The following is a 12,722-nucleotide window of genomic DNA, read 5'->3' on the forward strand; positions in this document are numbered from 1 at the left end:
GGCAAAGATATGCAATCAACGGGTGAGGGTTCTGGCCATGCCGTATCCGAGCCAAATCCCGTGGTTGAGGAACTGCTGAAGGGGTTCGGCGCCCGGGCAGAAGAGCTGCTCCAATCCAAGGAACGCATGGCGGGGCTGCTGGAAGCGGTTGTCGCCCTGGCCGAGGACCTGAGCCTGGATGCCGTGCTGGAACGCGTGGTCGAATCGGCCTGCCGGTTGTTGCATGCACGCTTTGGTGCCCTGGGAGTCATCGGTGATGACCACGCGCTGAGCCACTTCATCACCGTGGGCATCGATGGCGAATTGTCGCGGCGGATCGGTCCGCTGCCCACCGGTCACGGCGTCCTTGGCCTCCTGATTACAGACCCCCGGCCGCTTCGGCTGCATGATCTGAGCAAGCACCTTGAAGCCTACGGGTTCCCAGCCCACCACCCTCCCATGCAGTCTTTCTTGGGGGTCCCGGTCCGTGTCCGGGAGGTCGTATTCGGAAACCTCTACCTCACGGAAAAGGAAGGCGGGGGCGACTTCACCGCCGAAGACGAAGCCTTGGCCGTCGCATTGGCGGCAGCCGCCGGCGTCGCCATTGAGAATGCCAGGCTCTACGACGACTCCCGCCGCCGGGCCCGCTGGCTGGAAGCCTGCATGGACGTCTCCGGGCTGATGCTGAGCACGGACCGCGACTACACCTCAGGCGGCCTGGACCCGATTGCCGGCCGCGCGCTCCAGGAGTCCGCGTCCGATCTCGCCCTGTTGGTGGCTCCCGCAGCCAACGGCGTTGACCACGTGGTGATCGGCGTTGCCGGTGGGCGCGGCGCGGCGTTTTCGGGAAAGTCATTGCATCTGGAATCAGGGCTCCTGGATAGTGTCCTTGAAGGCGGCGAGCCGGTGCTGTTCGACGACGCGTCGGAAGTGGTCGGGGAGGTCGACGCCGGAGTCACCGGTCCGCTGCTGGCGGTGGCACTGAGCACCCAAGGCGCCCACCATGGTCTCCTGCTGCTGGCACGGAACAAGGATTCGGTCCGCTACGCCCGGACGGACATCGAGATGGGGGCCGTCTTCGGCTCCCACGTTGCCCTCGCCTTGGAACTGTCCCGGGTGCACCGGCTGCGCGAAGAGCTCCTGGTCTTCACGGACCGCGACAGGATTGCCCGGGACCTGCACGACCTCGTCATCCAGCGGCTGTTCGCCGCCGGGCTGAGCGTGCAGAGCCTGACCCGGTTCACCAAGGACGAACTGGCGTGGGAGCGCATCCGCACCATCACAGGTGAACTCGACGAGGCGATCCGCAGCCTGCGCGACACCATCTACTCACTGAAGAGCAATATCGGCGATGCCGAATTGCTGAGCGGACGGATCCGTCGGGTCACGCGAAGTTCGGCGAAATCCATGCCCTTTGCACCGCGCCTGACCATCACAGGACCCGTGGATGCCGTGACTCCGGACAAGGCCGACAACGTCGTGGCTGTGGTTTCCGAAGGGCTCAGCAACGCCATCCGGCACTCCGGGGCGGATACCATCTCGGTCTCGGTGGCGGTCGTCAAGGGCCGCGTGACGGTGGTAATCAGCGACAACGGCGCCGGATTCGCCCAACCCGGAAAACGCAACGGGCTGAGCAATCTCGAGGACCGGGCACGCATGCTGGACGGCGAATGCACCATTACGAGCGCGCCCGACGCCGGCACCAGCCTGGAGTGGTCAGTGCCCCTCTAGCCCGGTGCCCCTCTAGCCGGCGCGCACGGAGGCTCCCGCAGGGAGGTTAGCGGACGCTGTGAGGCCGGGTGCCATCGCCGGTGCCTGCACCGGAGGCCACCGGAAATGCCGGGCTGGCGATGAAGACAGCGGCCTGGGTGCGTCGTTCGAAACCGAGCTTGGCCAGCAGCGATGACACATAGTTCTTGACGGTCTTTTCCGCCAGGAACATTTCGGCGGCAATTTGCCGATTGGTCAGCCCGCCGCCCACCAGCTCCAACACCTTGCGTTCCTGGGGCGTGAGGGATGAGGTGCGCGGGTCAACTTCCTCGGCCTCCACCAGGCTGTCCACGATGCCGGCGGCGACGTCTTCCTCGAAGAGAGTCTCGCCCGCTGCTGCCCGCCGCAGCGCTCCGATCAGGTCCGTGCCGCCGATCTCCTTCAGCACATATCCGCGCGCGCCGGCCAGCACGGCCCCGCGCAGGGCTTGTTCGTCGTCGAAGCTCGTCAGGATGATGCAGTTCAAGGACGGGTCCACCGACCGCACGTCCCGGCAGACCTCAATGCCGGTTCCGTCCGGCAAGCGGGCGTCCAGCACGCAGACATCGGGGTGCAGTGCGGGAATGCGGCGGGTCGCCTCCACCGCGGATCCGGAACTGCCGACCACCACGAAACCCTCGCCTTCGAGAAGTTCCTGCAGTCCGCGTCTGACGAGTTCGTGGTCATCGAGAATAAAGACGCGGATCACCGCCTGCACGCCATCAGGTGCAGCGAGACCTGCGTCTGCCCAGGCAATCATGGTTCTCCCGTCCGGCCGCTTGCGGGACCGCTCGATTCTGTAGTCATCGACTTCTGTGGTGCATGAACATCTGTGGTGCATTGACTACCCCAGCCTCTGCCATTCTTCTGCACTGCGGCGCCACGGACAAGGGTCATAGTGCCCAACGGGCCGCCTGCGGCCGCTGCACTGATCGCTTTCGGACGCGAGCTGGCTGGTGTGCTTGCATGACTTTTGGCCCTAGGCTCCCTGGCCGGGCGGAGGAAATCATGGGAGCGTCGCCATCTGGCGCAACAAGCTCGGCCGGCACGAGGACAAGGGTTAACCGATGAACGAAGCCAGGGACGTCCGCACGATCGTGGTAGGCGTTGACGGCTCGGACGCTTCGGTGTCGGCGTTACGGCATGCGCAGGGCCTCGCGGTGCCGCTGTCCGCCAAGGTCGTGGCRCTGGCGTGCTGGGACTACCCGCCGGTGTACGACGGCTACGTCGCCGTCGGCATCGAGGACTTCGACGTCCGGGCAGGGGAAATCCTGGCCGAGGCGGTGGTGAAGGCTTTCGGCCCGGACACCCCGGACAACGTCGAGGCCCGCCTCGTCCAGGGGCATCCCCGCCGGATGCTTATCGAGGAAAGCAAGTCCGCGGACATGCTCGTGGTGGGCCGCCGCGGCCACGGCGGGTTCGGCGGCCTGCTCCTGGGATCAGTCAGTTCCGCCTGCGTGGCGCATGCGCATTGCCCGGTACTGGTCGTTCACTCGCCAGAAAGCGACTGACGCCGGAATCCCTGCACGGAGCAATTCGAACCCACGTGATTCGAACCGTGTCCTATTCGACCCGCGAGCTATTCGAAGGAGGCGCGGCGCTGGTCCGAGAGGCGGGTGGCCCACACATCGGGCCTGTTGACCTTGAAGCGTCGCCCCGTCAGCGCCTTGGGAGCCACACGCACGTAGTACGGCTTGCCGCCGGGCTGCCACGGTTCCAGGAGCAGGGCATCCGCCTCGTCCTTGTCCGCCTGGTTCTCCATCAGTTCGGCTTCGCCGCGTGCCATCACGCTCCAGGCCGTCTCGTCGCGGGCGTCGTACCCGTCGATCTCGAATGCGACCGGCTTGCCCGTGATGGCGCCCCACAGCTTCGTGCCCCCGGAGGTGCGGAAGACAATCGTCCGCCGCTCCAGCACGAAGTTCACCGGAAAGATCTCCGGATGGCTGTCCACGATCAGCGCTACGCGCCCCACGACTTCGGCATCGAGCAGCGCCCAGCACTGGTCCATGGTCAGCGAGTAATCCGGCAGTGGCGTGGTTGTGTCCATGTGGAGCCACGTTACGTACCGGCCCGGACCCCGATTAGGGCCATAAGGCCTGCACTGCGCTCCTCACTGCACTGCACACCTCAGCGTGAGGCGCCACCCGGGTGCCTGTCACCAGGGGCTGGGCTTGTAGTCCTTCAGGAAGACGCCGTACTGGTCCTCGCCGGATTCGCCCATCACGATGGGGTCGTAAACGCGGGCGGCGCCGTCAACCAGGTCAAGGGGCGCGTGGAAGCCCTCTTCCATGAGGCGGACTTTGGTGTAGTGCGGCCGCTCGTCCGTAATCCAGCCGGTGTCCACGGCCGTCATCAGGATGCCGTCGGCGTCGAGCATTTCCTGGGCACTGGTACGGGTCATCATGTTCAGCGCAGCCTTGGCCATGTTCGTGTGCGGGTGCCCGGGGCCCTTGTAGGCGCGGGAGAACTGGCCTTCCATGGCGCTGACATTGACGATGTACTTCCGCCGCGCGGTGGAGCGCTTCATGGCGCCGCGCAGCCGGCTGACCAGCAGGAAGGGAGCCGTTACGTTGCACAGCTGCACTTCGAGCATCTCCAGAGGGTCCACTTCGTCCAGCACCTGGGTCCAGCTGTTGATCGTGGCGAGGTCCGGGACCAGCCCGCCGGCGTCGATGGCGGTGCCGGAGGCAATGCGCTCCAGCGACGCGGAGCCCGTGGAGAGGGCGAGGGAAGTGATTGCGTCCCCGGCCAGGACGGGATGGTCGAACACGCTGCTGGCAAGGGCAAGCGGGTGCTTGTCGTGGGCGTGGCCGAACGTGACGAGTTCCGGGCCCCCGTTGGCAGCCTGGAGAGCGGCTGGCAGCGGCTCGTCCTCTGCGTCGACGAGGGGCTTGTAGGCGTTGCCGGAGCGCCGCACCGTCTGGGCCGCATTGTTGATGATGATGTCCAGCGGCCCTGCGGCATCGAGGGAATCCGTCAGGGCCATTACCTGGGACGGGTCGCGGAGGTCGATGCCCACGATCCGGATCCGGTGCAGCCAGTCGGTACTGTCCTCCATCGCGGCGAAGCGGCGGGCGGCGTCCTTGGGGAACCGGGTGGTGATGGTGGTGTGGGCGCCGTCCCGGAGGAGCCGGAGCGCGATGTACATGCCGATCTTTGCCCGGCCGCCGGTCAGCAGGGCTCTGCGGCCGGTCAGATCGGTGCGGGCGTCGCGCTTGCTGTGGCTGAACATGGCGCACTCGGGACACAGCTGGTGGTAGAAGGCGTCCACTTGGGTGTAGTGCTGCTTACAGATGTAACACGGCCGGGACCTGATGAGATGGCCGGCGATCTCCCCGGTCGCGGACGTGGCGAGCTTGTTGCCGCGCGTCTCGTCGTCGATCCTGTCGGGGGCCGCCGTCGCCGTCTGGGCGATCACGGCGCGGTCCGCCTCGGCGATCTCATCGCGCTTGCTGACCCGCCGGTGGCGCTTGACGGCCTTGAACATCTTCCCGGTGGCGCGGCGCACGGAAAGGTAGTCCGGGTGTTCCTCGTCATAGGCGTGGATCGTGTTCAGGACCTTCAGGCAGGCCTGGATTTCCTCCGGGGTCAGCTCGGCCAAGCCGGGCCCGGCAAGACCAGACTCGGCAGAGGGAAGATCGGAGGACAGATCGGGGGAGCTCATTGCCCTAATTTTACAGGGTGCGGGGACCCGGCCTGACCGCAGCGCCGGGCCCCCGCCTGACTATGCCGTGGGCGATTGCTTGGCCGGTGCGTCCGCGCCGACCGCGGCGGCCTGCACGTGGACAACCTTGTCCACGGACTCCCGCAATTCGGGCCAGCTCTCCGTCGCGGTGCGGACGGCATCCGGCACCAGGCGGAGGTTGGCCGCAGAGAGCGCCCGTTCCGAATCGCTCGGGTCCGGGACCACCTGCCCCTTGGACAGGACCGTAATTCCGGAGTCGGTGACCTTGAACCCGCGGGCGCGGTCCAGTTCGGGGTCGAGCCCGATAGCGGCCCCGGCCGGAACCTTGACGTTCTTGTCGATGATGGCGCGTTTGATGACAGCGCCTTCGCCGACATTGACCTTGTCCATCAGTACCGAGTCCAGGACCCGGCTTGCGGTGCCGACGTAGACGTCATTGGAGAGCACGGACCCCTCCACAATGCCGCCAGAGACGACGACACCGCTGGCCACGATGGAATCCAGTGCCGTACCCACAGTGTTGGACTTGCCGCGGACAAACTTGGCCGGCGGCGAAATGCTCTGGCGGGTGTAGATCGGCCACTCAGAGTTGTAGAGGTTGAAGACCGGAACGGGGGAGATCAGGTCCATGTGGGCGTCGTAGAACGAATCGATGGTGCCGACGTCGCGCCAGTAGGTGCGGTCCCGTTCGGTGGACCCGGGAATGTCGTTGAGGGTGAAGTCGTAGACGCCGGCCTCACCCTGGTTCACGAAGTAGGGAATGATGTCCCCGCCCATGTCGTGCTTGGTGTCGAGGCGCTCGGCGTCCACGTGGAGGGCTTCGACCAGGGCATCGGCGTCGAACACGTAGTTGCCCATGGAGGCCAGGAACTGGCTGGGGTCGGCCGCGAGGCCGGGCGTCGAGGACGGCTTCTCGACGAACGCGGCAATTTTCTCCGGGTTGTCCGCATCCGTTTCGATCACGCCGAACTGGTCCGCCATGTGCAGAGGCTGGCGGACGGCGGCGACTGTGGCTTTGGCCCCGCTGGCGACGTGCTGCGCCACCATCTGGGAGAAGTCCATCCGGTAGACGTGGTCTGCGCCGACCACCACCACGATGTCGGGATTGGCGTCATGAATGAGGTTTAGGGACTGATAGATGGCGTTTGCGCTGCCGAGGAACCAGCTCTTGCCGACGCGCTGCTGGGCCGGAACCGAGGCCACATAGTTGCCCAACTGGGTGGACATGCGCCACGTTTCGGAAATGTGCCGGTCAAGGCTGTGGGACTTGTATTGCGTCAACACCACAATTTGTAGATAGCGGGAATTCACAAGATTTGAAAGGGCAAAGTCAATTAGCCGGTAGCTTCCGGCAAACGGGACACCAGGCTTGGCCCGGTCCGCCGTCAACGGCATGAGCCGGTTTCCCTCGCCACCTGCGAGGACAATTGCCAAAACTCTCTTTTGATGCGGCATGGTGATAGCTCCTGAACGCCTTCGTTACTCCCCAATACAGTCCGGCATGCCCGAACGTCTTCACACTAGATCAGTTCCACCGTAACGACTACCTTGGTGCATGTGCGAATAGATATTGTGACCAAAGAATTCCCGCCGGAAATATACGGCGGCGCCGGGGTCCATGTGGCCGAGCTCAGCAGGGTGCTGGCCCAACGCGTGGATCTTCAGGTGCGTGCCTTCGGCGCGCCCCGCGAGCCCGGGTATCACGGAGCGACCGTCACGTCGTATTCCGTGCCCGACGACCTGGGCTCAGCAAACGCCGCCATCCAGACCCTCGGGGTGGACCTGAGGATCGTTCCGGACATAGCCGGCGCGGACCTGGTCCACTCCCACACCTGGTATGCCAACATGGCCGGACACATCGCGTCCCTGCTCCACGGCATCCCGCATGTCCTCAGCGCCCACAGCCTGGAACCGCTGCGCCCGTGGAAGGCCGAGCAACTCGGTGGCGGATACGCGGTGTCCTCATGGGTGGAAAAGACCGCCTACGAGGCCGCTGCCGCCATTATCGCGGTCTCTGAAGGGATGCGGCAGGACATCCTGCGCAGCTATCCCGACGTGGATCCGGCCAAGGTCAAGGTGGTCCATAACGGCATCGATGTCAGCCAGTGGAACCGGGACGAATCTGATGACATCATCCGTCCGCTCGGGATCGATCCGGAGCGCCCCAGCGTTGTTTTTGTGGGCCGGAACACCCGGCAGAAGGGCGTACCCTACCTGCTGCGGGCCGCCGCCAAGCTCCCGGCCGACGTCCAGCTGGTGCTGTGCCTCGGTGCCGCGGACACTCCGGAACTGGCGGCCGAGACGGCACGCCTGATCGAGGAGCTCCAGAGCCAGCGCAGCGGCGTGATCCTGATCGAGCGGATGCTGCCCCGCAACGAGGTCATCCAGGTGCTCAGCCACGCGACCGCGTTCGCGTGCCCGTCCATTTACGAACCGCTGGGCATCGTCAACCTGGAGGCGATGGCGTGCGGTGCCGCCGTGGTGGCCAGCGCCACCGGCGGTATTCCGGAGGTCGTCGAGCACGGCAAGACCGGGCTGCTTGTTCCGATCGAGCAGGTCACGGACGGCACCGGCATCCCGCTGGACCCGGAGAAGTTCGTCACCGACTTTGCCGAGGCCCTCATCGAAGTGGTGTCCGATCCTGCCCGGGCGCGCGCCATGGGCGAAGCCGGCCGGCGCCGGGCCGAGGAGCACTTCTCCTGGGAATCGATCACGGAGACCACGCTTGAGGTTTACCGCTCGGTGCTCAACGAGGGCTCCTGACCCGCATCTGAACGGCAATCGACGACGGCGCCGCCCCTGCTGAGGCGGCGGCGCCGTCGTCGTAATTCGGCTGGGTCAGGCGCCGTGGGCCTTTGTGCCGTGGGTTTTCGTGTCGTGGGCCTTTGTCACCCGGGCCGCGCGGGCGAGCAGGATCTTTTCGTCCAGGGGTGCCTGGCCGCTGGCCCGCTGCTTCCGGAAGTAGTCCCGGGCCTCGTCCTGGCGGACTTTCTCCGCGCCGGTGGAGATCTCCGCGCGGAGGTGCTCCGGTCCGTAGCCGAAGGCGTCCACCAGGTCCACGGCGTGCGGGCGGATCTTCACGAGCAGGCGGTTGATGTATTCGCCCACGGTGCGTCCGCGCTGCATCGACAGCCTGCCGTTCATGAGGTACCAGGACAGGTTCTTCTCGATCAGGGACAGGCCGAACAGATCACGCAGCCACGTCAGGACCTTGTGCGTGCCCGGGTCGCTGACTTTCCCGAGGGCCTCGGTAAAGGCCTCCCACTGCAGCAGCTCCGCATGGGCCTGGGCGGCCTCGATGAGTTCGTGCTGGTGCGCGTTGAACAAGGCGGCGCCCTGCTGCTGCGGGAGCCGGTTGGCACCCTTGAGGGCCGTGGCCACCTCCGCGACCATGGTCTGGACGCGGTCCGTCAGCAGGGTCCGCTGGCTTGCTTCGTCCTTGATCGCCAGGGCCGCTTTCTGCACTGATCCGGTGTCCGCCACGAACTGGGCGACGCCGCGCAGTCCGGTGCGGTGGATCGCGACACCGGTGGCCTGGCCCACGACGTAGCGKGCCAGCACGCCGAAGTTCACGGTGCGGAATTCCTTGGCGTAGTCGGCCAGCAGCCGCTTGGCGACCAGCTGCAGCAGGACCGTGTTGTCGCCCTCGAAAGTGGCGTACACGTCCAGGTCGGCGCGGAGCGAGGCGAAACGGTTCTCGATCAGGAACCCGGCGCCGCCGCAGGCCTCGCGGCATTCCTGCAGGGTATCGAGTGCGTGCCAGGTGCTGAGCGGTTTGAGTGCCGCGGCCAGGGTCTCGAGGTCCTGGCGGTCCTGGTCGGTGCTGTGACGGCCGGAGAAGACGTCGTCGAATTTCTGCAGCAGCTGGTCACTGGCGAAGCTCGCGGCGTACGTGGTGGCCAGCCGGGTGAAGAGCCGGCGCTGGTGCCGCTGGTAGTCCAGCAGGACTTCTTCGTCGGTCTGCGAGGAGGCGTTGAACTGCCGGCGTTCGGTGGCGTACTGGATGGCGGTTTTCAGGGCCAGTTTCGACGCCGTCACGGCGGCGCCGTCGAGGGAGACCCGGCCCTGGACCAGCGTGCCGAGCATGGTGAAGAAACGGCGGCCCGGACTGCCGATGGGGGACGTGTAGGTGCCCTCAGGGTCGACGTCGCCGTAGCGGTTCAGGAGGTTGGTGCGGGGGATCCGGACCTGGGTGAAGTGCAGCCGGCCGTTGTCGATGCCGTTCAGGCCGCCCTTAACGCCGTCGTCGTCGCCGCCGATGCCCGGCAGAAATTCCTTGGTTTCGGGGTCCCGCAGGTCCATGTAGAACGCGTGCACGCCGTGGTTGACGCCCTTGGTGACCAGTTGGGCGAACACGACGGCGGCCAGGCCGTCGGTGGCGGCGTTGCCGATGTAGTCTTTCCACGCGGCCCGGAACGGCGTGTGGACCACGAACTCCTGGGCCGCGGCGTCGTAGGTGGCGGTGGTGGCAATGCTGGCCACGTCCGAACCGTGCCCGGTCTCCGTCATGGCGAAGCAGCCCGGAATGTCCAGGCTCATGATGCCGGGCAGCCACTTTTCGTGGTGTTCGGCGGTGCCGAGGTGGTTCACCGCGGAGCCGAACAGTCCCCACTGGACACCGGCCTTGATCTGCAGCGACGGGTCGGCGATGACCAGCTCCTGGAAACCGGCCACGTTCCCGCCGTGATCATCCGAGCCGCCCACGGACGTGGGGAATGCGCGGTGAACGGCGCCGTTGTCCACCAGGATCCTGAGCTGTCCGAACGCGCGCTGGCGATGCTCGGTGTGGGTCAGGCCCTCGATCTTGTGCAGTTCCGGGCGGCCGGCGAGGCCCCTGGACTTCAGCCGGATATCGGCCCACTTGCCGAGGAGCTGTTCGCCAAGGGCCGCGACGTCGACGGCGGGCGCCTCAGGGGAGCTGGGTTCGGCGCCGGAACGGCCGGCCGTTGTGGCTGCCGGCGTCGTGGTGTGGCGAGATGCGTTGCCGGTGGTGCGGTCGGCTAGTTCAGTCATGTCGTTTCCTTCTGTGGTTCTGACAATCTTTAGTGCTGACAATTCAGTTCGTCGGCGCGGGCCGGCGTGCCGCGTTACAGCGTGCCCTGGCCTGCCGGGTCCGCCGGTGCTGGCGAGGGCGTCTGCAGCTCGGGCGCGATCCCGAAGCAGAGCCAGTCCGTGATCTGCCGAGCCATGGCTTCCTGGTCCGGTTTACCGGGTCCGGGCGGGCTGGCGAGCCATTGCTCTCCGGCGTTCCGCACCAGGCCGATCGCGGCATTGGGCCAGTAGCCGATCACGGCTTCCTTGTCCGGGCCGCCGCCCAGATGGCTGCGCATGGGCCGGGCAATCATGTCGCTGATGGCGGCGAAGAAGTGGCTCAATGCACCGGCTGTGGAAATGGGCGGGCTGGCGGTATCCGCTTCGCCGGGGGCGTAGCGCGTGACGAAGGTGTAGACATTCGGGCTGGTCTCGGCCATCTGCAGGTAGGCGGACACCATGGCGAACAGTCCTTCACGGGGCGTCTGGGCGCTCTGGGCCGCCTCCTGGATGCGCCGCTGCATCTGGCTCAGGACCACTTCGCCCACGGCCTGCTGGAGTCCGGCCTTGTCGCCGAAATAGCGGTAGAACACAGACTTTGAGGTTCCCGCGGCTGCGGCAATGTCCTCCATCGACGCTTCACTGCCAAGGGCGTGCACAGCCCTCCGGGCCGACTTGATGAGCTCCCGCCGCCGTTCCTCGCGGTGGGATTGCCAGCGGGAAGCGCGGCCGTCGACGGCGGCCTGCCCGGCGGGCGGGGTGTCGTTGGGGATGTTCACGATACCCAGCGTATCAGGTACGCTGGGTATCGGTAATCGCTTTGATCGAAGGAGACAGCCCATGTCCGTCAACGGACCGTCAGTGCCCCGCCCCCAACCAGCCGCCAAACCAGCCGCCGGAACATCCGCCGCGGGGCCCGCCGCGGGGCCCGCCGCCGGGGCGGCCGCAGTGACGACACAGCACGTCGGCGCGGCATCGGCGCAGCTCCGCAGGGCTGTGGTGGTGGGCGGTAACCGCATCCCCTTTGCCCGGACCGGCGGCGCGTATACCAAGTCCTCCAACCAGGACATGCTCACCGCCGCCCTGGACGGGCTGATTGCCCGCTTCGGCCTTCAGGACGAACGGATCGGGGAAGTCGCGGCCGGAGCCGTCCTCAAGCACTCCCGCGACTTCAACCTCACCCGGGAGGCCGTGCTGGGCTCGGCCCTCTCTGCCGAGACCCCGGCGTACGACCTCCAGCAGGCCTGCGCCACCGGCCTGGAAACGGTGCTCGGCCTGGCGAACAAAATCAAGCTGGGCCAGATCGATTCCGCGATAGCCGGCGGCGTCGACTCCGCCTCTGACGCCCCCATCGCGGTCAGCGAGGGACTGCGCGAGGTGCTCCTGGACCTCAACCGTGCCAAGACCGTGTCCCGGAAGCTGCAGGTCCTCAGCCGGCTCCGGCCCAAGGATCTGGCCCCCGATGCCCCGAACACGGGGGAGCCGCGTACCGGACTGTCGATGGGCGAGCACCAGGCGCTGACCACCGCGCAGTGGAAGATCACCCGCGAGGCCCAGGATGAGCTCGCCTTCAACAGCCACCGGAATCTTGCCGCGGCCTTCGACGCCGGCTTCTTCGACGACCTCCTGACCCCTTACCGGGGACTGAGCCGGGACTCTAACCTGCGCGCCGATACGAGCCTGGAGAAACTGGCCACACTCAAACCCGTTTTCGGCAAGAACCTGGGTGCCGAAGCGACCATGACGGCCGGCAACTCCACCCCGCTGACCGATGGTGCCTCCACCGTGCTGCTCGCGTCCGAGGAGTGGGCCGACGCCCACGACCTCCCCAAGCTCGCCGCGGTGGTCGACGGCGAGGCGGCCGCCGTCGACTTTGTCCACGGCAAGGACGGGCTGCTCATGGCGCCGGCATTCGCGGTGCCCCGGCTGCTCGCACGCCACAATCTCACCCTCGCCGACATCGACTTCTTCGAGATCCATGAGGCCTTCGCCGGCACGGTGCTGAGCACCCTGGCCGCGTGGGAGGACGAGGACTTCGGCCGCACCCGCCTGGGCCTGGACGGCGCCTTCGGCAGCATCGACCGGACCAAACTGAACGTCAACGGCTCCTCGCTGGCCGCCGGACACCCGTTTGCTGCCACGGGCGGCCGGATCGTGGCGTCGCTGGCCAAAATGCTGCACGCCCAAGGCCAGGTCAACGGGCGCCCGGCCCGCGGGCTGGTGTCCATTTGCGCCGCCGGCGGCCAGGGCGTCGTCGCAATCCTCGAAGCACTCTAGG

Annotated in this window: 10 protein-coding genes; 4 read left to right on the forward strand and 6 right to left on the reverse strand. The window is 66.6% G+C overall.

Features of this window, described 5'->3' with window-relative positions; all coding sequences use genetic code 11:
• The first annotated feature begins 9 nt into the window (after positions 1-9).
• Complete coding sequence (locus tag AC1D2F_RS11280; protein WP_229992594.1) at positions 10-1,710, forward strand: GAF domain-containing sensor histidine kinase; 1,701 nt, start codon at positions 10-12, stop codon at positions 1,708-1,710.
• A 46-nt stretch (positions 1,711-1,756) separates the two neighbouring features.
• Here AC1D2F_RS11280 and AC1D2F_RS11285 read toward each other — a convergent pair whose 3' ends face one another.
• Positions 1,757-2,488 carry a response regulator gene (locus AC1D2F_RS11285; RefSeq protein ID WP_290369320.1) on the reverse strand — a complete coding sequence of 244 codons (732 nt, stop codon included), beginning with the start codon at positions 2,486-2,488 and terminating at the stop codon, positions 1,757-1,759.
• 307 nt (positions 2,489-2,795) lie between these two features.
• Here AC1D2F_RS11285 and AC1D2F_RS11290 point away from each other — a divergent pair, with 307 nt between their 5' ends.
• A complete protein-coding gene (locus AC1D2F_RS11290; protein ID WP_476966743.1) occupies positions 2,796-3,239 on the forward strand; it encodes a universal stress protein in 444 nt (147 codons plus the stop codon).
• 68 nt (positions 3,240-3,307) lie between these two features.
• Here AC1D2F_RS11290 and AC1D2F_RS11295 read toward each other — a convergent pair whose 3' ends face one another.
• From AC1D2F_RS11295 to glgC, 3 genes are all read right to left on the reverse strand, one after another.
• Entirely contained in the window at positions 3,308-3,775 is a 468-nt protein-coding gene (locus AC1D2F_RS11295) for a pyridoxamine 5'-phosphate oxidase family protein (protein ID WP_476966744.1), read from the reverse strand.
• A 108-nt stretch (positions 3,776-3,883) separates the two neighbouring features.
• Entirely contained in the window at positions 3,884-5,392 is a 1,509-nt protein-coding gene (locus tag AC1D2F_RS11300; RefSeq protein ID WP_229992591.1) for an SDR family oxidoreductase, read from the reverse strand.
• Between the two features lie 60 nt (positions 5,393-5,452).
• The gene (gene glgC, locus AC1D2F_RS11305) at positions 5,453-6,868 is read right to left on the reverse strand and encodes a glucose-1-phosphate adenylyltransferase (RefSeq protein ID WP_414645444.1); all 1,416 of its coding nucleotides are present in this window, start codon (positions 6,866-6,868) and stop codon (positions 5,453-5,455) included.
• A gap of 102 nt (positions 6,869-6,970) precedes the next feature.
• On the opposite strand from glgC, the gene glgA reads away from it, so the two are divergent.
• Positions 6,971-8,176 carry a glycogen synthase gene (gene glgA / locus AC1D2F_RS11310; RefSeq protein WP_229992590.1) on the forward strand — a complete coding sequence of 402 codons (1,206 nt, stop codon included), beginning with the start codon at positions 6,971-6,973 and terminating at the stop codon, positions 8,174-8,176.
• Between the two features lie 75 nt (positions 8,177-8,251).
• Here the strand turns inward: glgA and AC1D2F_RS11315 are convergent, their stop codons facing one another.
• Together AC1D2F_RS11315 and AC1D2F_RS11320 are read right to left on the reverse strand one after the other, a co-directional pair.
• Entirely contained in the window at positions 8,252-10,426 is a 2,175-nt protein-coding gene (locus tag AC1D2F_RS11315) for an acyl-CoA dehydrogenase family protein (RefSeq protein WP_229992589.1), read from the reverse strand.
• A gap of 74 nt (positions 10,427-10,500) precedes the next feature.
• Positions 10,501-11,223, reverse strand: coding sequence for a TetR/AcrR family transcriptional regulator (locus AC1D2F_RS11320; protein WP_229992588.1), 723 nt, complete (start codon positions 11,221-11,223; stop codon positions 10,501-10,503).
• A gap of 61 nt (positions 11,224-11,284) precedes the next feature.
• Between AC1D2F_RS11320 and AC1D2F_RS11325 the strand changes: the two genes are divergently transcribed.
• Positions 11,285-12,721, forward strand: a complete 1,437-nt coding sequence (locus tag AC1D2F_RS11325) for an acetyl-CoA C-acetyltransferase (protein ID WP_229992587.1) — start codon at positions 11,285-11,287, stop codon at positions 12,719-12,721.
• Position 12,722: the final 1 nt, after the last annotated feature.

This window comes from Arthrobacter sp. P1_B3 (assembly GCF_056406615.1).

Excerpts from the sequence above, each read along its gene's own strand:
- AC1D2F_RS11325 (WP_229992587.1), top strand. The coding sequence starts at position 11,285 with ATGTCCGTCAACGGACCGTCAGTGCCCCGCCCCCAACCAGCCGCCAAA.
- AC1D2F_RS11280 (WP_229992594.1), top strand. The coding sequence starts at position 10 with ATGCAATCAACGGGTGAGGGTTCTGGCCATGCCGTATCCGAGCCAAAT.
- AC1D2F_RS11285 (WP_290369320.1), bottom strand. The coding sequence starts at position 2,488 with ATGATTGCCTGGGCAGACGCAGGTCTCGCTGCACCTGATGGCGTGCAG.
- AC1D2F_RS11300 (WP_229992591.1), bottom strand. The coding sequence starts at position 5,392 with ATGAGCTCCCCCGATCTGTCCTCCGATCTTCCCTCTGCCGAGTCTGGT.
- glgC (WP_414645444.1), bottom strand. The coding sequence starts at position 6,868 with ATGCCGCATCAAAAGAGAGTTTTGGCAATTGTCCTCGCAGGTGGCGAG.
- AC1D2F_RS11295 (WP_476966744.1), bottom strand. The coding sequence starts at position 3,775 with ATGGACACAACCACGCCACTGCCGGATTACTCGCTGACCATGGACCAG.